Origin of the sequence: Escherichia sp. MOD1-EC6819 (assembly GCF_002965765.1) — a bacterium.
GTDB classification, from domain to species: domain Bacteria; phylum Pseudomonadota; class Gammaproteobacteria; order Enterobacterales; family Enterobacteriaceae; genus Escherichia; species Escherichia ruysiae.
On record NZ_PTRG01000002.1, the window covers coordinates 247492 to 268761 of the forward strand.

Consider the following 21270-nt stretch of genomic DNA (forward strand, 5'->3'; position numbering starts at 1 on the left):
TTTATTCATCCAGCTTCGGCTGGGGTGAGTCATCCGGGATTTTGACATGAACCTGAATAATACGCCGACTGTCAGCCATCGCCACTTTGAACTGGTAACCGTCGATGTCGATGGTTTCACCACGTGCCGGAAGATGCCCAAACGCCTGCATCACCAGACCACCGATAGTGTCGACCTCTTCATCGCTAAAGTGAGTGCCGAACGCTTCGTTGAAGTCTTCAATGGAAGCCAACGCGCGCACGGTCCAGGTATGACGACTCAGCTGACGGAAGTCGATATCATCTTCTTCGTCATACTCGTCTTCAATCTCACCAACAATCAGTTCCAGGATGTCTTCAATGGTCACCAGACCGGAAACCCCACCGAATTCGTCAATGACGATCGCCATGTGGTAACGCTGAGAGCGAAACTCTTTCAGCATCCGGTCTACGCGCTTACTTTCAGGAACGACAACCGCCTGACGTAACACTTTGTCCATGCTGAAGGCTTCAGCATCGCTGCGCATAAACGGCAGCAAGTCTTTCGCCATCAGAATCCCTTCAATGTGATCTTTGTCTTCGCTAATCACCGGGAAACGTGAGTGGGCGGACTCGATGATGACATCAAGGCATTCGTCCAGCGTCTGGTTGCGTTTCAGGGTAATCATCTGGGAGCGGGGGATCATGATGTCGCGGACGCGTTGGTCTGCGATGTCCATCACCCCTTCGAGCATATCGCGCGTATCTTCGTCGATAAGGTCGTTCTGCCCGGAATCACGGATCAGCGCCAGCAGTTCGTCACGGTTTTTCGGTTCACCGTGGAAAAGTTGGCTGAGTAACAGGGAGAAAAATCCCTTCTTGTTGCTTATCGTGTCACTACTGTGTGAATTGTCGTCGCTCATGGCGTCGTATGGGTTCTCATGTTAGTTAATCAAAACGCCGTCGTTAATCACCAACGGCGGGGACATCTGCCAGTCAAATGCCTGGCAAATTATTCTTTCTCGGCAATGTACGGATCCTCATAGCCCAGAGCAAGCATAATCTCTGTTTCGAGGGCTTCCATTTCTTCTGCTTCGTCATCTTCGATGTGATCGTAACCTAACAAATGCAGACTGCCGTGCACCACCATATGCGCCCAGTGCGCCTCCAGTGGTTTGCCTTGCTCCTGTGCTTCCTTCTCAACCACCTGACGGCAGATAACCAGATCGCCCAGCAGCGACATCTCCATGCCAGGCGGCACTTCAAACGGGAAGGAGAGCACGTTGGTGGGCTTATCCTTACCGCGATAGGTCAGATTCAGACTGTGGCTTTCGGCGGTATCGACCAGGCGAATAGTCACTTCCGATTCTTCCTGAAACTGCGGGATCACCGCATTCAGCCATGTTTGAAACTGGCTCTCTTCCGGTAGCCCGGAATTATCTTCACATGCCAGTTGTAAATCGAGGATCACCTGACTCATTTTTGTTCCTGTTCTTCGCGCTTGCGTTCTGCTGCCAGCGCCGCTTTACGTTTTTGTTCGGCTTCTTCCCAGGCTTCATAAGCGTTAACGATACGCGCCACCACCGGGTGACGAACCACGTCTTCGCTGTGGAAGAAGTTAAAGCTGATCTCTTCGACATCGGCCAGCACTTCGATGGCATGACGTAAGCCTGATTTAGTATTACGCGGCAGGTCGATCTGTGTGACGTCGCCGGTGATAACCGCTTTTGAGTTAAAACCGATACGGGTCAGGAACATCTTCATCTGTTCGATGGTGGTGTTCTGGCTCTCATCAAGAATGATAAACGCGTCGTTCAGCGTACGACCACGCATATAGGCCAGCGGCGCGACTTCGATAACGTTGCGCTCAATCAGCTTCTCGACTTTCTCAAAGCCCAGCATTTCAAACAGCGCGTCGTACAGCGGGCGCAGATACGGGTCTACTTTCTGGCTTAAATCGCCAGGCAGGAAGCCCAGTTTCTCACCGGCTTCGACCGCCGGACGAGTCAGCAGAATACGGCGAATTTCCTGACGCTCCAGGGCATCAACTGCCGCAGCCACTGCCAGGTAGGTTTTACCCGTACCCGCCGGGCCAACGCCGAAGGTAATGTCATGGTCGAGAATATTGGCGATGTACTGCGCCTGGTTTGGCGTGCGCGGCTTAATTACGCCGCGTTTGGTTTTGATATTGACCGCTTTGCCGTACTCCGGCACGCTCTCCGCGCTTTGCTCCAGTACCCGCGCTTCTTTAATCGCAAGGTGGATCTGTTCCGGTTCGATATCCTGAATCTGACCGCGCATCGGGGCAGTATCGACATACAGGCTACGCAGAATGTCTGCCGCAGCGGTGACGCAAATCGGACGGCCGGTCAGTTTAAAGTGGTTATCGCGGCGATTGATCTCGATGCCGAGACGGCGTTCGAGCTGCTTGATGTTGTCATCAAACGGGCCGCACAGGCTCAACAGACGCGCGTTGTCTGCTGGCTCCAGGGTGATTTCGCGAGTGTCTATGTTCAAACCGTTCCTCTTATCTGTATGCCGCCGGAAGCTGAACATTCACCGGCCTATAAGGAAATTATTCACGCCACAGGAAAAAGGCGCAAGCATTGCGGTAAAGATGGGGATAAAGAGAGAAAAAACAAGGCCCACCGGAACGGCGGGCCTGAGAATTACGGCTGATAATAACCCACGCCAAGGTCGTTTTCTTTGCGAGTACGGGCAATCACCGATTCCGGCGTTTCTGCCACACGCAGACCCATTTCATCTTCAGTTCGCACCACTTTACCGCGTAGAGAGTTCGGGTAGACGTCGGTAATTTCTACATCGACGAATTTACCGATCATATCCGGTGTGCCCTCGAAGTTGACCACGCGGTTATTTTCTGTACGTCCAGAAAGCTCCATGATGCTCTTACGTGAAGTCCCTTCTACCAGAATACGCTGGGTGGTGCCGAGCATCCGGCGGCTCCATGCCATCGCTTGCTGATTGATACGTTCTTGCAGAATATACAGACGCTGTTTCTTCTCTTCTTCCGGAACATCATCAACCATATCGGCGGCTGGTGTACCCGGACGTGCAGAGAAGATAAAGCTGTAGCTCATGTCGAAATTGACGTCGGCAATCAGCTTCATCGTTTTCTCGAAGTCTTCGGTGGTTTCGCCAGGGAAGCCAACGATGAAGTCAGAACTGATCTGAATATCCGGACGCGCCGCACGCAGTTTACGGATGATCGCTTTGTACTCCAGCGCCGTGTGGGTACGCCCCATCAGGTTCAGAATGCGATCGGAACCGCTCTGTACCGGCAGGTGCAGGAAACTCACTAGCTCCGGTGTATCGCGATACACTTCGATAATATCGTCGGTAAATTCGATCGGATGGCTGGTGGTAAAGCGAATACGATCGATCCCGTCGATGGCGGCAACCAAACGCAGCAGATCGGCAAACGATCCGGTGGTGCCGTCGTAGTTCTCACCACGCCAGGCGTTCACGTTCTGACCGAGCAGGTTGACTTCACGCACGCCCTGCGCAGCAAGCTGAGCGATCTCAAACAGAATATCGTCAGACGGACGGCTTACCTCTTCACCACGGGTGTAAGGCACCACGCAGTAGGTGCAATATTTATTGCAGCCTTCCATGATGGAGACAAACGCGGTCGGCCCTTCGGCGCGCGGTTCCGGCAGACGGTCGAACTTCTCGATTTCCGGGAAGCTGATATCTACAACCGGGCTGCGGTCGCCGCGCACGGAGTTGATCATCTCCGGCAGGCGGTGCAGCGTTTGCGGCCCAAAAATAATATCGACATAGTGGGCGCGCTGGCGAATGTGCTCGCCTTCTTGCGATGCCACGCAGCCACCGACGCCGATAATCAGGTCTGGATTCTTCTCTTTTAACAGTTTCCAGCGACCCAACTGATGGAAGACTTTTTCCTGAGCCTTCTCGCGGATTGAGCAGGTGTTCAGCAGCAGCACATCCGCTTCTTCCGCCACGTCGGTCAGTTGATAGCCGTGGGTGGCATCCAGCAGATCGGCCATCTTCGATGAATCGTACTCGTTCATCTGACAGCCCCAGGTTTTAATATGGAGTTTTTTGGTCATCGACTTGCTCTTGCGAAATAGTAGCCAGGAATGCAGGGCGCATAGTGTAATGCTTTGCTGCCGTTGTGACCAGTATGAGCGTTATCAGCCCTTGGGGGTAAAAATCCTGTAAACTTAAAGCATATTGCTAACAGGATGATTGACCATGACAAATCAACCAACGGAAATTGCCATTGTCGGCGGAGGAATGGTCGGCGGCGCACTGGCGCTGGGGCTGGCACAGCACGGATTTGCGGTAACGGTAATCGAGCACGCAGAACCCGCGCCGTTTGTGGCCGACAGCCAGCCGGACGTGCGTATTTCAGCGATTAGCGCCGCGTCGGTGTCTCTGCTTAAAGGTTTAGGCGTCTGGGATGCGGTACAGGCCATGCGTTGCCATCCTTATCGCAGACTGGAAACGTGGGAGTGGGAAACGGCGCATGTGGTGTTTGACGCAGCCGAATTAAAGCTGCCTCTGCTGGGCTATATGGTGGAAAACACCGTTCTGCAACAGGCGCTGTGGCAGGCGCTGGAAGCGCATCCGAAAGTAACGTTACGTGTGCCAGGCTCGCTGATTGCGCTGCATCGCCATAATGATCTTCAGGAGCTGGAACTGAAGGGCGGTGAAACGATCCGCGCGAAACTGGTGATTGGTGCCGACGGCGCAAATTCGCAGGTGCGGCAGATGGCGGGAATTGGCGTTCATGCCTGGCAGTATGCGCAGTCGTGTATGTTGATTAGCGTACAGTGTGAGAACGATCCCGGCGACAGCACCTGGCAGCAGTTTACCCCGGACGGCCCACGCGCGTTTCTGCCGCTGTTTGATAACTGGGCGTCGCTGGTGTGGTATGACGCTCCGGCGCGCATTCGCCAGTTGCAGAATATGAATATGACGCAGTTGCAGGCGGAAATCGCGAAGCATTTCCCGTCGCGTCTGGGTTATGTGACGCCGCTTGCCGCAGGCGCTTTTCCGCTGACGCGTCGCCATGCGTTGCAGTATGTTCAGCCGGGGCTGGCGCTGGTGGGCGATGCCGCGCACACCATCCATCCGCTGGCGGGGCAGGGGGTGAATCTTGGTTATCGTGATGTCGATGCTCTGATTGATGTTCTGGTCAACGCCCGCAGCTACGGCGAAGCATGGGCCAGTTATCCGATCCTCAAACGTTACCAGATGCGGCGCATGGCGGATAACTTCATTATGCAGAGCGGTATGGATCTGTTTTATGCCGGATTCAGCAATAATCTGCCGCCGCTGCGTTTTATGCGTAATCTTGGTTTGATGGCGGCGGAGCGTGCTGGCGTACTGAAACGTCAGGCGCTGAAATATGCGTTAGGGTTGTAGCGTAACGGTTGATATCAAAGCTACAAAAGCGTGCGGACGATCCCCTCGCCCCTCGGGGAGGGGTTAGGGTGAGGGGGAAAACCGCGCCTGAGTGTGCTTCCAGGCTGGTTTGCCCTGAACCGTGAGCCAAATTCAAATTAGCTGTATCAACATCGCATTCGACATTGAATATACACAGAAAAGCAAAAAGCTCGCCGAAGCGAGCTTTTTTAATGTGGCTGGGGTACGAGGATTCGAACCTCGGAATGCCGGAATCAGAATCCGGTGCCTTACCGCTTGGCGATACCCCAACTGGGTGCACTTACGATGTAAGCGTCTTGAATAAATTGGCTGGGGTACGAGGATTCGAACCTCGGAATGCCGGAATCAGAATCCGGTGCCTTACCGCTTGGCGATACCCCAACAAATTGGTTTTTGAATTTGCCGAACGTATTCGACACATTCAGAATTTGGTGGCTACGACGGGATTCGAACCTGTGACCCCATCATTATGAGTGATGTGCTCTAACCAACTGAGCTACGTAGCCAGATTGTTTCTTCGATGGCTGGGGTACCTGGATTCGAACCAGGGAATGCCGGTATCAAAAACCGGTGCCTTACCGCTTGGCGATACCCCAATAACCGGGCGGTGAACCGCTTACTCGAAGAAGATGGCTGGGGTACCTGGATTCGAACCAGGGAATGCCGGTATCAAAAACCGGTGCCTTACCGCTTGGCGATACCCCATCCGTACAACGCTTTCTGGTGAATGGTGCGGGAGGCGAGACTTGAACTCGCACACCTTGCGGCGCCAGAACCTAAATCTGGTGCGTCTACCAATTTCGCCACTCCCGCAAAAAAAAGATGGTGGCTACGACGGGATTCGAACCTGTGACCCCATCATTATGAGTGATGTGCTCTAACCAACTGAGCTACGTAGCCATCTTTTTTTTCGCGTTACCTTATCGGCGTTGCGGGGCGCATTATGCGTATAGAGCCTTGCAGCGTCAACCTCTTTTTCAAGGAAAATTGCTCGAAAGTGACTGTTTGGTTAGGTTGCGAACAGCGTGGCGCTATATTCGTCAATTATTGTTTACTTTGTGTTTTTTCCCCACCCTACAGCCATTCTTTTGTCGTACAGGATGAAATTCGGAATTCAACAATAGTGGTGGGAAATTAATCTATGAAGTACTGGCCTACAGTGATGAATTGTCAAACAGTGATGTGGCAAACCCGGAACATTTCCTCACTGCGTATCAGAATCAACAAGCTCCCCAGTAACTGAAATTGCCCCGGAATTCTCCGGGGCGTTAATACACTTCTTATTTATATGCCGACTGGTGAACGCCGACCGCGCGGCCAGACGGATCGTCCATTTTCTTGAACGCTTCATCCCACTCGATCGCTTTGGCAGAAGAACAGGCGACGGATGGGCCGCCCGGTACGCACTCAGCGGCGCTCGGAAGCGGGAACAATTCTTCAAAGATTTCCCGGTACAGATACGCTTCTTTTGAGGTCGGTGTGTTGTACGGGAAGCGGAAGCGGGCGGTTTCCAGTTGTTGATCAGAAACTTGCTGCGCCGCCACTTCTTTCAGGGTGTCGATCCAGCTATAACCGACGCCATCCGAGAACTGCTCTTTCTGCCGCCAGGCCACGCTTGCGGGCAAATACGATTCAAAACATTCACGCAGGATGTGTTTTTCCATTTTGCCGTTGCCGCACATTTTATCCTGTGGGTTAATGCGCATTGCCACATCGAGGAATTTCTTGTCGAGGAACGGAACGCGTGCTTCCACGCCCCAGGCTGACATCGCTTTGTTGGCGCGCGCGCAGTCATACATATGTAGAGCCAGCAGTTTACGTACTGTCTCTTCATGTAGCTCTTTGGCGTTCGGCGCTTTGTGGAAGTAAAGATAACCACCAAACACTTCGTCAGAACCTTCACCGGACAGCACCATTTTAATGCCCATCGCCTTGATCTTACGCGACATTAAATACATCGGTGTTGAAGCACGAATAGTCGTCACGTCATACGTTTCGATGTGGTAAATCACGTCGCGGATGGCATCGAGACCTTCCTGTACGGTGAAGTGAATTTCATGATGTACAGTACCCAGATAGTTTGCCACTTCCTGTGCCGCTTTCAGATCCGGTGAACCCGGCAGACCCACGGCAAAAGAGTGCAACTGCGGCCACCAGGCTTCGGAACGTTCCTGATCTTCCACGCGACGGGCGGCGTATTTCTTGGTGATAGCGGAAATAATTGAGGAATCCAGACCACCAGAGAGCAGCACACCGTAAGGCACATCAGACATCAGATGGCTTTTCACGGAATCTTCCAGTGCCTGACGTAGCTCGTTTTTGTCGGTCACGTTATCTTTCACCGCATCGTAGTCGAACCAGTCACGGTGATAATAAGAACGGATTTCGCCGTCCTGACTCCACAAATAGCTCCCCGCCGGGAACTCTTTAATCGTGCGGCAAACCGGCACGAGGGCTTTCATTTCTGAGGCCACATACAGCTGACCGTGTTCGTCATAGCCCATATACAGCGGGATGATCCCCAGATGGTCGCGACCAATCAGGTATGCATCTTTTTCGCTGTCGTACAGGGCAAAGGCAAACATGCCCTGCAAATCGTCAAGAAATTCCGCCCCTTTTTCCTGATATAGCGCGAGGATCACTTCGCAGTCAGATCCGGTCTGGAACTGGTAACGATCGCCATACTCAGCACGCAGTGCCTGGTGGTTGTAGATTTCACCGTTTACTGCCAGCACATGAGTTTTTTGTTGGTTGTAGAGAGGTTGCGCCCCCGCGTTAACGTCAACAATTGACAGACGTTCGTGAGCGAGAATGGCGTTATCGCTGGCATAAATACCGGACCAGTCCGGGCCACGATGACGCATCAGGCGTGACAGCTCGAGTGCTTTTTTACGCAGTTCAACTGCGTCTGTTTTGATATCGAATACGCCAAAAATTGAACACATAACCTTCTCCGTTAACCTGGTATTTGTTGCTTGTTGTGTTTGCTTGTTTAAAAAAATGCCGCAAAGCAGCACTGTGCGCAAGCGATTTGGCGGTGGAAAAATAAAAAACGTAATGGTGATTGCTGATTGATGAAAAAGGGTAGGGTATGGTGGCGTGTTTATTGATGAATCGATAATTTTTAGCGGGTTTTATTGAATGGTTATATTTTACGGGGGCCAAATTGCTGACAAAGTGCGATTTGTTCATGCCGGATGCGGCGTGAACGCCTTATCCGGCCTACAAAAGCATGAAAATTCAATGTATTGCAGGAGCTGCGTAGGCCTGATAAGCGTAGCGCATCAGGCAGTTTGGCGTTTGTCATCAGAGCCAACCACGTCCGCAGACGTGGGTGGTATTCAGATAACGTCGATTTCAGCGACTGACGGGTAAATCCAGCTTGGGCGGAACGGCATACTGTCGATATCGTCAAGCGACGAAACACCAGAGAGCACAAGAATCGTCTCCAGACCGGCCTGGAAGCCCGCCAGAATATCGGTACGCAAGTTATCGCCGACAATCACCGTTTCTTCCGAATGCGCCTGCATTTTGTTTAATGCCGCGCGGATGATCCACGGACTCGGCTTTCCAACATAGAACGGTTTGCGCCCGGAGATTTTCTCGATCCCTGCACACAACGCGCCACAGGCGGGATAAAAACCGCGCCCGTGGGTGTCCGGGTTGGTGGCGATAAAGCGTGCACCGTTAGCGACGAAATAGGCTGCTTTATGCATCATGTCCCAGTTGTAGGAACGCGTTTCGCCAACAATCACAAAATCAGGGTTCACATCGGTAATAGTGAAACCGGCTTTGTACAGTTCATGAATCAGTGCGCCTTCGCCCACCACATACGCTTTCTTGCCTTCCTGGCGACGCAGGAAATCGGCGGTCGCCATCGCGGAGGTATAAAACACGCTATCCGGTACATCGACACCAGCAGTGGCAAAGCGGTTCGCCAGATCTTGCCCGGTCTGCGAAGGATAGTTGGTCAGCAACACCAGCGGCAGGCCTTTATCCATAATCCCGTGCAAAAATTCCGCTGCACCCGGTACGGCGACGTTATCGTGCATCAGCACGCCGTCGATATCGCAAATTACATTTTTAATGGTCATGGACTACCCAGAATATTGACAACAATAAGCGCCACTATAAAAGCACATCAATTTTCCAGCAAATGCTGGAGCAAAATACCGTTGAGCATGGCGCGTTTTACCAGCGCAAAAGCGCCGATTGCCGAGCGGTGATCCAACTCAGAACGTACCACCGGTAGATTAGTACGAAACGCCTTCAGCGCCTGGGTATTAATGCAGCTTTCAATAGCAGGGAGCAGCACTTTATCGGCTTCGGTGATTTCTCCAGCAATAACAATTTTTTGCGGATTAAATAAGTTGATAGCAATGGCGATGGTTTTACCCAGATGACGACCGACATATTCAATCACTTCCGAGGCCAGGCTATCGCCTTTGTTCGCGGCTTTGCAGATAGTTTTGATGGTGCAGTCGTCCAGTGGCACACGGCTCTGGTAGCCCTGCTTTAATAAATTCAACACCCGTTGTTCAATGGCAGCGTTGGCAGCGATAGTTTCCAGGCAGCCGAAGTTGCCACAGTGGCAGCGTTCTCCCAGCGGTTCAACCTGAATATGACCAATTTCACCGACGTTGCCGTTGCGGCCGATAAAAATGCGCCCGTTAGAGATGATTCCAGCCCCCGTTCCGCGATGCACGCGCACCAGAATGGAGTCTTCGCAATCCTGACTTGCACCGAAGTAGTGCTCTGCCAGCGCCAGACTACGGATATCGTGGCCGACAAAACAGGTCACTTTAAAACGCTCTTCCAGTGCTTCTACCAGCCCCCAGTTTTCCACCTGAATATGCGGCATGTAATGAATTTTGCCGCTGTCCGGGTCAACAAGCCCAGGCAGGATCACGGAAATCGCGATCAGCTCGCGCAGTTTGCGCTGGTAGCTATCAATAAACTGAGCAATGGCATTCAGCAGGGCATGTTCCAGCGTCTGCTGGGTTCGTTCAGGCAGCGGGTAATGTTCTTCTGCCAGCACTTTGCTACTGAGATCAAACAGGGTGATGGTGGCATCGTGACGACCAAGTCGTACGCCGATAGCGTGGAAATTACGAGTTTCAGTGACGATGGAGATAGCGCGGCGGCCTCCGGTGGAGGCCTGCTGATCGACTTCTTTGATCAGCCCGCGCTCGATAAGCTGACGTGTAATTTTGGTTACGCTGGCGGGGGCAAGCTGGCTTTGCTCAGCAATCTGAATTCGCGAGATTGGCCCGAACTGGTCAATCAGGCGATAAACCGCCGCGCTGTTAAGCTGTTTTACGAGATCAACATTACCTATCTGAGCTTGTCCGCCTGGTGTCATACTTTCTCTTATTGAGTTACGACCTCGTTACCATTAACGATGGTCTTAGTGATTTTAAAATCAGGTGTGAATGCGGTCAGGTTGGCCACTTTGCCTGCGGCGAGCGTGCCGAGACGTTTTTCAACGCCAATTGCACGTGCCGGGTAGAGCGTCGCCATACGCAAAACTTCATCCAGTGCGATACCGCAATGTTCGACCAGATTGCGCACGCCTTCAATCATGGTTAAGGATGAACCACTTAACGTACCATTTTCATCCACACAAAGTCCGTTGCGGTAGTATATTGTTTTACCCGCAAAAATGAACTGTTCAATATTGGCGCCTGCTGGTGCAGTAGCGTCGGTGACCAGACACAGTTTGTCGCCTTTCAGACGCTTGGCGTTGCGGATGTTAGCGTAATCAACGTGCAAGCCATCGGCAATAATACCGCAATAAATGTCGGCGTCATCGAGGATCGCGCCCGCCAGACCTGGCTCGCGACCGGTAATATACGGCATCGCGTTGTACAGATGGGTGGCAAAGGTAATCCCTGCGCGGAAACCGGCTTTCGCTTCTTTCAGTGTTGCGTTGGAGTGACCGGCAGAAACTACAATCCCGGCATTTGCCAGTTTGCTGATCACTTCCGCAGGAACCATTTCCGGTGCCAGGGTAACTTTAGTAATCACATCAGCGTTTTCGCACAGGAAATCAACCAGCGCAGCATCGGGTTTACGCACGAAGTTCGGGTTATGAGTGCCTTTTTTCACCAGGTTCAGCCACGGACCTTCCAGATGCAAACCTAGCGCCTGGTTCGGATGGTTTGCCAGGTACTCACGCATTACGCGCACACCCTGTTTCATCAGGTCATCGCTGGTAGTGATAAGTGTCGGCAGATAGTTAGTACAGCCTGATTTCTCATTGGCTTTCTGCATGATTTCCAGCGTTTCAACGCTTACCGCTTCCGCAGTGTCGTTGAACTGCACGCCGCCGCAGCCGTTTAACTGCACATCAATAAAACCGGGGGAGAGAATGGCTCCGTTCAGTGAACGTTGTTCAATCTCTGGCGGCAGTTCCGCTACCGGACAGACACTTTTAATCAGGCCATCAGCGATAACAACCGCGTGGTCATCAAGAAATTCGTGACCGGTAAAGATCCGGCCCTGGGTTAATGCATACATTCCGACCCCCGATTTTAAAAATAATATTGCCCTGAGCAAGGTGTCAGGGCAGGGATAACAATTACAGACCTTTGATATTTTCTGCTTCTAATTCATTGAAATATCTTAAAGTCTTAACTTTCAGCTCCATGGTGGAAGGTTCATCGCACACCATGATCGCTTTCGGATGCAGTTGCAGACAGCTGATGGTCCACATATGGTTAACGCAACCTTCAACTGCGGCTTGCAGCGCCAGTGCTTTCTGGCTACCCAGAACCAGAATCATCACTTCTTCGGCATCCAGCAATGTACCAACACCGACAGTCAGAGCATATTTTGGCACCTGATTGACATCGTTATCAAAGAAACGAGAGTTAGCAACGCGAGTGTCATGAGTTAGGGTTTTGATACGGGTGCGAGAAGCCAGGGAGGAGGCTGGTTCGTTAAATGCGATGTGACCGTCGTTACCTACGCCGCCCATAAACAGATGAATTTTACCGTAAGAGCGGATTTTTTCTTCATACTGGCGGCACTCGGCGTCGATATCCGGGGCGTTACCGTTGAGAAGGTTGATATTTTCTGCTGGAATATCAACGTGATCGAAGAAATTACGGTGCATAAAGCTGTAGTAACTTTCCGGATGCTCTTTCGGCAGACCGACATATTCATCCATGTTGAAGGTGACAACGTGCTTAAAGCTGACCTGGCCTGCTTTATGCATTTCGACTAACGCTTTATAGGTGGTCATCGGTGTGCCGCCAGTCGGCAGACCGAGCACGAACGGACGATCGGCAGTCGGTTTGAACGCGTTGATACGATTAACGATATGGCGAGCAGCCCATTTGCCGACCTGTTCAGCGGTAGTCAGGGGGATCAGTCTCATTATTCACCTCAATAAGTAAAATGTAAGCCGTTGGCGGATTAGGCATCTTTAAGCGTAACCTGGATTTGCGCAGACAGGCGTTAATCCGACCTGATTTTTTGAATGATAAAATAAGTTTTCTGGTTTAGCCAGTAAAAGGGAGTGATGATAACGATATTTGGTGACAAAACTCACAAAAGACACGCGTTTAATTTGCGGTACGAATTAATTTTTTACACACTCTGTAGCAGATGATCTAACAATATGATTACAGAACATCGGCAGTACAGTTTGCAGCAAAATAAAAAACGGCTTTAAACGAGCCAAATAGGGTTCTCGTAGGGGGAATAAGATGAATATTTTAGGGTTTTTTCAGCGACTCGGTAGGGCGTTACAGCTCCCTATCGCAGTACTGCCGGTGGCGGCGCTGTTGCTGCGATTCGGTCAGCCAGATTTACTTAACGTTGCGTTTATTGCCCAGGCGGGCGGCGCGATTTTTGATAACCTCGCATTAATCTTCGCCATCGGCGTGGCATCCAGCTGGTCCAAAGACAGCGCAGGTGCGGCGGCGCTGGCGGGTGCGGTAGGTTACTTTGTGTTAACCAAAGCGATGGTGACCATCAACCCGGAAATCAATATGGGTGTACTGGCGGGTATCATTACCGGCCTGGTCGGTGGTGCAGCCTATAACCGTTGGTCCGATATTAAACTGCCGGACTTCCTGAGCTTTTTCGGCGGCAAACGTTTTGTGCCGATTGCCACTGGCTTCTTCTGCCTGGTATTGGCGGCTATTTTTGGTTATGTCTGGCCACCGGTGCAGCACGCTATTCATGCTGGTGGTGAATGGATCGTTTCTGCGGGCGCGCTGGGTTCCGGTATCTTTGGTTTCATCAACCGTCTGCTGATCCCAACCGGTCTGCATCAGGTGCTGAACACCATCGCCTGGTTCCAGATTGGTGAATTCACCAACGCGGCGGGTACGGTTTTCCACGGCGACATCAACCGTTTCTACGCTGGTGACGGCACCGCGGGGATGTTCATGTCCGGCTTCTTCCCGATCATGATGTTCGGTCTGCCGGGTGCGGCGCTGGCGATGTACTTTGCAGCACCGAAAGAGCGTCGTCCGATGGTTGGCGGTATGCTGCTTTCTGTTGCTGTTACTGCGTTCCTGACCGGTGTGACTGAGCCGCTGGAATTCCTGTTCATGTTCCTTGCGCCGCTGCTGTACCTCCTGCACGCACTGCTGACCGGTATCAGCCTGTTTGTGGCAACGCTGCTGGGTATCCACGCGGGCTTCTCCTTCTCTGCGGGGGCTATCGACTACGCGTTGATGTATAACCTGCCGGCCGCCAGCCAGAACGTCTGGATGCTGCTGGTGATGGGGGTTGTCTTCTTCGCTATCTACTTCGTGGTGTTCAGTTTGGTTATCCGCATGTTCAACCTGAAAACGCCGGGTCGTGAAGATAAAGAAGACGAGATCGTTACTGAAGAGGCTAACAGCAATACTGAAGAAGGTCTCAATCAACTGGCAACCAACTATATTGCTGCGGTTGGCGGTACTGACAACCTGAAAGCAATTGACGCCTGTATTACTCGTCTGCGCCTGACCGTGGTTGACTCGGCTCGCGTCAACGATGCGATGTGTAAACGTCTGGGTGCTTCTGGGGTGGTGAAACTGAACAAACAGACCATCCAGGTGATTGTTGGTGCGAAAGCGGAATCTATCGGTGATGCGATGAAGAAAGTCGTTGCTCGTGGCCCGGTAGCTGCTGCTTCTGCTGAAGCGGCTCCGGCAACTGCCGCGCCGGCAGCAAAACCACAGGCTGTACCAAATGCAGTGTCTATCGCTGAGCTGGTATCGCCGATTACTGGTGATGTTGTCGCACTGGATCAGGTGCCAGACGAAGCGTTCGCCAGCAAAGCGGTGGGCGACGGTGTGGCGGTGAAACCGACGGATAAAATCGTTGTATCACCAGCCGCAGGGACTATCGTAAAAATCTTCAACACCAACCACGCATTCTGCCTGGAAACCGAAAAAGGCGCGGAGATCGTCGTCCACATGGGTATCGACACCGTGGCGCTGGAAGGTAAAGGCTTTAAGCGTTTGGTGGAAGAGGGGGCGCAGGTAAGTGCAGGGCAACCGATTCTGGAAATGGATCTGGATTACCTGAATGCTAACGCTCGTTCGATGATTAGCCCGGTGGTTTGCAGCAATATCGACGATTTCAGCGGTCTGATCATTAAAGCCCAGGGTCATGTTGTGGCGGGTCAAACGCCGCTGTATGAAATCAAAAAGTAATCTATTTCATGCCTGATGCGACGCTTGACGCGTCTTATCAGGCCTACAAAAGCTCAGTGTAGGTTGGATAAGACGCACCAGCGTCGCATCCAACAATGACACAGGAGTGGCAAAAGCGGCGGATATCATCTTCGCCGCTTTTTTTTTCATCAATCATCCCCATAATCTCAGTGAGATTTTCTATTTTCTCTAACTAACAGTTGTCAGCCTGTCCCGCTTATAAGATCATACGCCGTTATACGTTGTTTACGCTTTGAGGAATCCACGATGAGTGAGGCAGAAGCCCGCCCGACTAACTTTATTCGTCAGATCATTGATGAAGATCTGGCCAGTGGCAAGCACACCACAGTACACACCCGTTTCCCGCCAGAACCAAATGGATATCTGCATATTGGTCATGCGAAATCTATCTGCCTGAACTTCGGGATCGCTCAGGACTATAAAGGCCAGTGCAACCTGCGTTTCGACGACACTAACCCGGTAAAAGAAGATATCGAGTACGTAGAGTCGATCAAAAACGACGTTGAATGGTTAGGTTTTCACTGGTTTGGTAACGTTCGTTACTCCTCCGACTATTTTGATCAGCTCCATGCCTATGCGATCGAATTGATCAATAAAGGCCTGGCGTATGTCGATGAACTGACGCCGGAACAGATCCGCGAATACCGTGGCACCCTGACGCAGCCGGGTAAAAACAGTCCGTACCGCGACCGCAGCGTTGAAGAGAACCTGGCGCTGTTCGAAAAAATGCGTACCGGCGGTTTTGAAGAAGGTAAAGCCTGCCTGCGTGCGAAAATCGACATGGCTTCGCCGTTTATCGTGATGCGCGATCCGGTGCTGTACCGCATTAAATTTGCTGAACACCACCAGACCGGCAACAAGTGGTGCATCTACCCGATGTACGACTTCACCCACTGCATCAGCGATGCGCTGGAAGGCATTACGCACTCTCTGTGTACGCTGGAGTTCCAGGACAACCGTCGTCTGTACGACTGGGTTCTGGACAACATCACCATTCCTGTTCATCCGCGCCAGTACGAATTCTCGCGCCTGAATCTGGAATACACCGTGATGTCCAAGCGTAAGCTGAACCAGTTGGTGACCGACAAGCACGTAGAAGGCTGGGACGATCCGCGTATGCCGACCATTTCTGGTCTGCGTCGTCGTGGTTACACTGCGGCTTCTATTCGTGAGTTCTGCAAACGCATCGGCGTGACCAAACAGGACAACACCATTGAGATGGCATCTCTGGAATCCTGTATTCGTGAAGATCTCAACGAAAACGCCCCGCGCGCTATGGCGGTTATCGATCCAGTGAAACTGGTTATCGAAAACTATCAGGGCGAAGGCGAAATGGTCACCATGCCGAACCATCCGAACAAACCGGAAATGGGTAGCCGTCAGGTGCCGTTTAGCGGTGAGATTTGGATCGATCGCGCCGATTTCCGTGAAGAAGCTAACAAGCAGTACAAACGTCTGGTGCTGGGTAAAGAAGTGCGTCTGCGTAATGCTTACGTCATTAAAGCGGAACGTGTGGAGAAAGATGCCGAAGGCAATATCACCACCATCTTCTGTACTTACGATGCCGACACCTTAAGCAAAGATCCGGCGGATGGTCGTAAAGTCAAAGGCGTTATTCACTGGGTAAGCGCGGCACATGCGCTGCCGGTTGAAATCCGCCTGTACGATCGCCTGTTCAGCGTGCCGAATCCAGGCGCTGCGGATGATTTCCTGTCGGTGATTAACCCGGAATCGCTGGTCATCAAACAGGGCTTTGCTGAACCGTCTCTGAAAGACGCGGTAGCGGGTAAAGCGTTCCAGTTTGAGCGTGAAGGTTACTTCTGCCTCGACAGCCGCCATTCTACGGCGGAAAAACCGGTATTTAACCGCACCGTTGGGCTGCGTGATACCTGGGCGAAGGTTGGTGAGTAATTTTAAGTTTCACCATGCAGGATGCGGCGTAAATGCCGCATCCTGCAAGAAACACACAAACAGTCTCAAACGCTAAATTGCCTGATGCGCTACGCTTATCAGACCTACGTGAACTCTGCAATGTATTGAATTTGCGTGGTTTTGTAGGCCGGATAAGGCGTTTACGCCACATCCGGCATGAAACATACAAAAATCCCAAACGCCGCGCTCTGCGGCGTTTTTTCTGCTTATCATCGCGAATTAATTCCGCTTCGCAATTTATCCGTAAAATAAATTTAAAAACACAAATCATAATTAAATAAAATGTAACCGCTTTCATCCTACTGGAAAGCCACATATTTTTTCTTCTACAAACTCTTCTGCTGCAAACTTAAATCCTGTAACAAAAATCATCAAAATATGTGCGGTTGCTCATGTTCTTACATTCTCGTTACAGAAAGAGATTGATAATTCGCGTCGCGAAAAATAGTCTGTTCCTGTAGTCAGCGAGACTTTTCTCAACGCTACTTTTTTAATTTTTATTTTTTTCGCTGTTCACCTGTGGTGCAGCAATTTATACGTCAAAGAGGATTAACCCATGCGTGCGTTTAGTGGCAAACGTAGTACGCTGGCGCTGGCTATCGCCGGTGTTACAGCAATGTCGGGCTTTATGGCAATGCCGGAGGCTCGCGCCGAAGGATTCATCGACGATTCAACCTTAACCGGCGGTATCTATTACTGGCAGCGTGAACGCGACCGTAAAGATGTTACCGACGGTGACAAATACAAAACCAACCTTTCTCACTCCACCTGGAACGCCAACCTCGATTTTCAGTCTGGTTATGTTGCTGATATGTTCGGCCTTGATATTGCCGCATTTACGGCGATTGAAATGGCAGAAAACGGCGATAGCTCCCACCCGAACGAAATCGCGTTTTCAAAAAGTAATAAAGCCTATGACGAAGACTGGTCCGGCGATAAAAGCGGTATAAGCCTGTATAAAGCAGCGGCCAAATTTAAATACGGTCCGGTGTGGGCGAGGGCAGGTTATATTCAGCCAACCGGTCAGACGCTGTTAGCGCCGCACTGGAGCTTTATGCCGGGTACTTATCAGGGGGCGGAAGCCGGGGCGAATTTTGATTACGGCGATGCCGGTGCGTTGAGTTTCTCCTACATGTGGACCAACGAATACAAAGCGCCGTGGCATCTGGAAATGGATGAGTTTTATCAGAACGATAAGACTACCAAAGTTGATTATCTGCACTCCCTCGGGGCGAAGTACGACTTCAAAAATAACTTCGTACTGGAAGCGGCGTTTGGTCAGGCGGAAGGGTATATCGATCAATATTTTGCCAAAGCCAGCTATAAATTTGATATCGCCGGTAGCCCGTTAACCACCAGCTACCAGTTCTACGGTACGCGCGACAAAGTTGACGATCGCAGCGTCAACGATCTTTATGACGGCACCGCCTGGCTGCAGGCGTTGACCTTTGGCTACCGGGCGGCTGACGTAGTGGATTTGCGCCTCGAAGGCACCTGGGTTAAAGCCGATGGTCAGCAGGGATACTTCCTGCAACGTATGACCCCAACCTACGCTTCCTCGAACGGTCGCCTGGATATCTGGTGGGATAACCGCTCTGACTTTAACGCCAACGGCGAAAAAGCGGTCTTCTTCGGTGCGATGTATGACCTGAAAAACTGGAATCTTCCCGGCTTCGCCATCGGCGCTTCCTACGTTTATGCATGGGATGCCAAACCAGCGACATGGCAGAGCAATCCGGATGCGTACTACGACAAAAACCGGACTATCGAAGAGTCTGCTTACAGTCTGGATGCGGTCTACACCATTCAGGACGGTCGCGCCAAGGGCACGATGTTCAAACTGCATTTCACCGAATACGACAACCACTCCGACATCCCAAGCTGGGGTGGCGGTTACGGCAACATCTTCCAGGATGAGCGTGACGTGAAATTCATGGTTATCGCGCCGTTCACTATCTTCTGATGCCCGACGCGGCAGGTATTTCGCCTGCCGCGCGTTTGAGGAATTTGCTATGAAAAAACTGATTCTCATCGCCATGATGGCATCGGGGCTGGTGGCTTGTGCGCAATCAACCGCGCCACAGGAAGACAGTCGTCTGAAAGAAGCTTACAGCGCCTGCATCAACACAGCACAAGGCTCGCCGGAAAAAATTGAGGCCTGCCAGAGCGTGTTAAACGTGCTGAAGAAAGAGAAACAACATCAGCAGTTTGCCGACCAGGAAAGTGTGCGGGTACTGGATTATCAGCAGTGTCTGCGCGCAACGCAAACCGGTAACGACCAGGCAGTGAAAGCCGATTGCGATAAAGTCTGGCAGGAAATTCGCAGTAATAACGCTACGCAGTAAAAACAAAAAAAGCGAGGGCTGTAACTCTCGCTTGTTCTTATTTCCCTGGTATAAAAAAGCCAACCCGCAGGTTGGCTTTTCTCGTTCAGGCTGACTTATTTGCCTTCGTGCGCGTGCTCATCTTCGCGGCAATCGCCTTCGGCGCAGTGACCGTAAAGATAGAGACTATGGTTAGTCAGGCGAATACCATGTTTCGCGGCGATTTCACGCTGACGCGCTTCGATAGATTCATCACTAAATTCAATAACCTTGCCGCAGTCGAGGCAGATCAGGTGATCGTGATGATGTTGCTGGGTCAGTTCAAATACGGATTTACCGCCTTCAAAATTGTGGCGGGTGACGATACCGGCATCGTCAAACTGGTTCAGTACGCGATATACCGTAGCCAGACCAATTTCTTCACCCATATCGATCAGACGTTTATATAAATCTTCCGCACTGACGTGATGGTTGTCCGGCTCCTGAAGAACTTCCAGGATTTTTAAACGAGGAAGCGTTACTTTCAGGCCAGCTTTCTTTAGGGCGGTATTGTTATCAGTCATGCGGAATCTGTCCTGTTACTAAGCGGTTCACTTCATTAGGAGAAGTGACAGAATTTGCTCTTGAGATAATGCGTATCATTATAGAATTGCCACGCCTAAATGAAAACTACAAGTCCCTGGCAAATATTGTTAATAAAAACGTGGCTTAGCTTACATTTACATCGGCAAGGCCACTTCAATACTGGAACATTGTACAGGTACTACGGCAAAAGTTACAAATTTGTAGCAATTATTTTGATTGGCATTATCTATTAATACGGCGTAGACATTAGCCTACACCGCATCACATCAGGCGTTGATAATTTCGTCGAGATGCAGCTCTTCAGAAATTTGCTTAACCCATTTTTCCACGCGTTCAGCGGTCAGTTCCGGCTGACGGTCTTCGTCAATAGCCAGGCCGACAAAGTGATCGTCATCTGCCAGACCTTTTGATGCTTCGAAATGGTAGCCCGCAGTTGGCCAGTGACCCACGATAGTCGCGCCGCGCGGTTCGATGATGTCACGGATAGTGCCTAATGCATCACAGAAATATTCGGCGTAATCTTCCTGGTCGCCACAGCCAAACAGGGCAACCAGTTTACCATTGAAATCAATCTCTTCGAGAGTCGGGAAGAAGTCGTCCCAGTCACACTGCGCTTCGCCGTAATACCAGGTTGGGATGCCGAGCAGCAGAATGTCATAAGCTTCCAGATCTTCTTTGCTGCTTTTTGCAATGTCATGGACATCGGCAACGTCTTTACCAAGCTGTTTTTGAATCATTTTTGCGATATTTTCGGTATTACCGGTGTCGCTGCCGAAAAAGATGCCAGTGATAGCCATGAGTGAAATAACCTCTTGAAACTTATTGAAATGGGGGTGGCAAATTGCCCACGGATAAAGGCAATCATAGCAGAACAGGCAGTCTTGCGGAATCAGCAAACGGGCAGGACTGCACACTGTGCTACATGAAAGTGGAAATTTAAACGATGCCCTGACTACGCAGTGCCGCCAACTGCTGCATCAAAATCTCTTCGATCAGTTCGCTACGGCTCATATTGCGCGACTCTGCCAGCTCATTCAGCGCCTCGACAGCTTCCGCGTTCAGCTTCAGTTCGACGCGCTTAAGACCACGTACTTTGTCGCGTTTTAGCTGGTTGCGTTTATTAATACGCAGCTGTTCATCGCGCGAAAGCGGATTGGTTTTCGGTCGTCCCGGTCGACGCTCGTGCGCGAACAGATCTAATGTCGTACGGTCCGTTTGTTCTTTGGCCATGATCTTGGTGACTTCGGGGGAAACAATCAGCCGGGCGTCTGCCCGGATGGATAGCGCGCCATAATACATCAGCGCGATGAGTCACGCCAACGCCCACGCGCGGAAAGCGACGCGGACGCTGGGTTT

At 51.3% G+C, this 21270-nt stretch carries 18 protein-coding genes and 7 tRNA genes; 5 read left to right on the forward strand and 20 right to left on the reverse strand.

All coding sequences use genetic code 11. The features are described from left to right. Window position 1 precedes the first annotated feature (1 nt). The 4 genes from corC to miaB all read right to left on the reverse strand — a co-directional run bounded on the left by corC (window position 2) and on the right by miaB (window position 4051). Window positions 2-880, reverse strand: coding sequence for a CNNM family magnesium/cobalt transport protein CorC (gene corC / locus A7Z06_RS03690; protein WP_001278605.1), 879 nt, complete (start codon window positions 878-880; stop codon window positions 2-4). Between the two features lie 89 nt (window positions 881-969). After that, complete coding sequence (ybeY, locus tag A7Z06_RS03695; protein WP_000084457.1) at window positions 970-1437, reverse strand: rRNA maturation RNase YbeY; 468 nt, start codon at window positions 1435-1437, stop codon at window positions 970-972. After that, a complete protein-coding gene (locus tag A7Z06_RS03700) occupies window positions 1434-2474 on the reverse strand; it encodes a PhoH family protein (protein WP_001018040.1) in 1041 nt (346 codons plus the stop codon). Before A7Z06_RS03700 ends, ybeY begins: the two co-directional genes overlap by 4 nt. Window positions 2475-2626: 152 nt before the next feature. Continuing rightward, window positions 2627-4051, reverse strand: coding sequence for a tRNA (N6-isopentenyl adenosine(37)-C2)-methylthiotransferase MiaB (gene miaB, locus A7Z06_RS03705; RefSeq protein ID WP_000162740.1), 1425 nt, complete (start codon window positions 4049-4051; stop codon window positions 2627-2629). Window positions 4052-4196: 145 nt separating this feature from the next. Here miaB and ubiF point away from each other — a divergent pair, with 145 nt between their 5' ends. Next, window positions 4197-5372 (forward strand): 3-demethoxyubiquinol 3-hydroxylase, encoded by a 1176-nt coding sequence (gene ubiF, locus A7Z06_RS03710; RefSeq protein WP_000184545.1) that lies wholly within the window; start codon window positions 4197-4199, stop codon window positions 5370-5372. Window positions 5373-5587: 215 nt separating this feature from the next. Here the strand turns inward: ubiF and A7Z06_RS03715 are convergent. From A7Z06_RS03715 to nagB, 12 genes are all read right to left on the reverse strand, one after another. Then, window positions 5588-5662: transfer RNA gene (locus A7Z06_RS03715), tRNA-Gln, on the reverse strand. A gap of 37 nt (window positions 5663-5699) precedes the next feature. Continuing rightward, a tRNA-Gln gene (locus A7Z06_RS03720) sits at window positions 5700-5774 on the reverse strand. A 48-nt stretch (window positions 5775-5822) separates the two neighbouring features. Then, window positions 5823-5899, reverse strand: a tRNA-Met gene (locus tag A7Z06_RS03725). Window positions 5900-5914: 15 nt separating this feature from the next. Then, window positions 5915-5989: transfer RNA gene (locus A7Z06_RS03730), tRNA-Gln, on the reverse strand. Between the two features lie 34 nt (window positions 5990-6023). Further along, a tRNA-Gln gene (locus A7Z06_RS03735) sits at window positions 6024-6098 on the reverse strand. A 23-nt stretch (window positions 6099-6121) separates the two neighbouring features. Then, a tRNA-Leu gene (locus tag A7Z06_RS03740) sits at window positions 6122-6206 on the reverse strand. Between the two features lie 10 nt (window positions 6207-6216). Further along, window positions 6217-6293: transfer RNA gene (locus A7Z06_RS03745), tRNA-Met, on the reverse strand. Between the two features lie 380 nt (window positions 6294-6673). Beyond that, window positions 6674-8338 carry an asparagine synthase B gene (gene asnB / locus A7Z06_RS03755; protein WP_000337057.1) on the reverse strand — a complete coding sequence of 555 codons (1665 nt, stop codon included), beginning with the start codon at window positions 8336-8338 and terminating at the stop codon, window positions 6674-6676. 396 nt (window positions 8339-8734) lie between these two features. Further along, the gene (nagD, locus tag A7Z06_RS03765) at window positions 8735-9487 is read right to left on the reverse strand and encodes a ribonucleotide monophosphatase NagD (protein ID WP_000153129.1); all 753 of its coding nucleotides are present in this window, start codon (window positions 9485-9487) and stop codon (window positions 8735-8737) included. 47 nt (window positions 9488-9534) lie between these two features. Continuing rightward, complete coding sequence (gene nagC, locus A7Z06_RS03770) at window positions 9535-10755, reverse strand: DNA-binding transcriptional regulator NagC (protein WP_016159085.1); 1221 nt, start codon at window positions 10753-10755, stop codon at window positions 9535-9537. A gap of 8 nt (window positions 10756-10763) precedes the next feature. Continuing rightward, a complete protein-coding gene (nagA, locus tag A7Z06_RS03775) occupies window positions 10764-11912 on the reverse strand; it encodes an N-acetylglucosamine-6-phosphate deacetylase (RefSeq protein WP_000271146.1) in 1149 nt (382 codons plus the stop codon). A 61-nt stretch (window positions 11913-11973) separates the two neighbouring features. Continuing rightward, window positions 11974-12774: a glucosamine-6-phosphate deaminase gene (nagB, locus tag A7Z06_RS03780; protein WP_001237072.1), complete on the reverse strand. Its 801-nt coding sequence runs from the start codon at window positions 12772-12774 to the stop codon at window positions 11974-11976. A 331-nt stretch (window positions 12775-13105) separates the two neighbouring features. On the opposite strand from nagB, the gene nagE reads away from it, so the two are divergent. The 4 genes from nagE to chiQ all read left to right on the forward strand — a co-directional run bounded on the left by nagE (window position 13106) and on the right by chiQ (window position 19350). Then, entirely contained in the window at window positions 13106-15052 is a 1947-nt protein-coding gene (gene nagE, locus A7Z06_RS03785; protein ID WP_001023113.1) for a PTS N-acetyl glucosamine transporter subunit IIABC, read from the forward strand. 267 nt (window positions 15053-15319) lie between these two features. Next, window positions 15320-16984, forward strand: a complete 1665-nt coding sequence (gene glnS, locus A7Z06_RS03790; protein WP_001287139.1) for a glutamine--tRNA ligase — start codon at window positions 15320-15322, stop codon at window positions 16982-16984. Window positions 16985-17561: 577 nt separating this feature from the next. Then, entirely contained in the window at window positions 17562-18968 is a 1407-nt protein-coding gene (gene chiP, locus A7Z06_RS03795) for a chitoporin ChiP (protein ID WP_001201192.1), read from the forward strand. Window positions 18969-19017: 49 nt separating this feature from the next. Further along, the gene (chiQ, locus tag A7Z06_RS03800) at window positions 19018-19350 is read left to right on the forward strand and encodes a ChiQ/YbfN family lipoprotein (protein WP_000733591.1); all 333 of its coding nucleotides are present in this window, start codon (window positions 19018-19020) and stop codon (window positions 19348-19350) included. A gap of 95 nt (window positions 19351-19445) precedes the next feature. On the opposite strand, the gene fur is transcribed toward chiQ, so the two are convergent. The 4 genes from fur to ybfE all read right to left on the reverse strand — a co-directional run bounded on the left by fur (window position 19446) and on the right by ybfE (window position 21144). Further along, complete coding sequence (gene fur, locus A7Z06_RS03805) at window positions 19446-19892, reverse strand: ferric iron uptake transcriptional regulator (protein ID WP_000131706.1); 447 nt, start codon at window positions 19890-19892, stop codon at window positions 19446-19448. Further along, window positions 19885-19971, reverse strand: coding sequence for a fur leader peptide (gene uof, locus A7Z06_RS03810; RefSeq protein WP_001695552.1), 87 nt, complete (start codon window positions 19969-19971; stop codon window positions 19885-19887). The genes fur and uof overlap by 8 nt, the downstream gene beginning before the upstream one ends. A gap of 209 nt (window positions 19972-20180) precedes the next feature. Then, window positions 20181-20711, reverse strand: coding sequence for a flavodoxin FldA (fldA, locus tag A7Z06_RS03815; protein WP_010346538.1), 531 nt, complete (start codon window positions 20709-20711; stop codon window positions 20181-20183). 139 nt (window positions 20712-20850) lie between these two features. After that, window positions 20851-21144 carry a LexA regulated protein gene (gene ybfE / locus A7Z06_RS03820; RefSeq protein ID WP_024165168.1) on the reverse strand — a complete coding sequence of 98 codons (294 nt, stop codon included), beginning with the start codon at window positions 21142-21144 and terminating at the stop codon, window positions 20851-20853. Window positions 21145-21270 lie beyond the last annotated feature (126 nt).

Coding starts and splice junctions, on each gene's coding strand:
- miaB (WP_000162740.1), bottom strand. CDS start 4,051: ATGACCAAAAAACTCCATATTAAAACCTGGGGCTGTCAGATGAACGAG.
- ubiF (WP_000184545.1), top strand. CDS start 4,197: ATGACAAATCAACCAACGGAAATTGCCATTGTCGGCGGAGGAATGGTC.
- nagB (WP_001237072.1), bottom strand. CDS start 12,774: ATGAGACTGATCCCCCTGACTACCGCTGAACAGGTCGGCAAATGGGCT.
- corC (WP_001278605.1), bottom strand. CDS start 880: ATGAGCGACGACAATTCACACAGTAGTGACACGATAAGCAACAAGAAG.
- nagC (WP_016159085.1), bottom strand. CDS start 10,755: ATGACACCAGGCGGACAAGCTCAGATAGGTAATGTTGATCTCGTAAAA.
- fur (WP_000131706.1), bottom strand. CDS start 19,892: ATGACTGATAACAATACCGCCCTAAAGAAAGCTGGCCTGAAAGTAACG.
- glnS (WP_001287139.1), top strand. CDS start 15,320: ATGAGTGAGGCAGAAGCCCGCCCGACTAACTTTATTCGTCAGATCATT.
- chiP (WP_001201192.1), top strand. CDS start 17,562: ATGCGTGCGTTTAGTGGCAAACGTAGTACGCTGGCGCTGGCTATCGCC.
- nagE (WP_001023113.1), top strand. CDS start 13,106: ATGAATATTTTAGGGTTTTTTCAGCGACTCGGTAGGGCGTTACAGCTC.
- nagA (WP_000271146.1), bottom strand. CDS start 11,912: ATGTATGCATTAACCCAGGGCCGGATCTTTACCGGTCACGAATTTCTT.
- fldA (WP_010346538.1), bottom strand. CDS start 20,711: ATGGCTATCACTGGCATCTTTTTCGGCAGCGACACCGGTAATACCGAA.
- ybeY (WP_000084457.1), bottom strand. CDS start 1,437: ATGAGTCAGGTGATCCTCGATTTACAACTGGCATGTGAAGATAATTCC.
- ybfE (WP_024165168.1), bottom strand. CDS start 21,144: ATGGCCAAAGAACAAACGGACCGTACGACATTAGATCTGTTCGCGCAC.
- uof (WP_001695552.1), bottom strand. CDS start 19,971: ATGATACGCATTATCTCAAGAGCAAATTCTGTCACTTCTCCTAATGAA.
- asnB (WP_000337057.1), bottom strand. CDS start 8,338: ATGTGTTCAATTTTTGGCGTATTCGATATCAAAACAGACGCAGTTGAA.
- chiQ (WP_000733591.1), top strand. CDS start 19,018: ATGAAAAAACTGATTCTCATCGCCATGATGGCATCGGGGCTGGTGGCT.
- nagD (WP_000153129.1), bottom strand. CDS start 9,487: ATGACCATTAAAAATGTAATTTGCGATATCGACGGCGTGCTGATGCAC.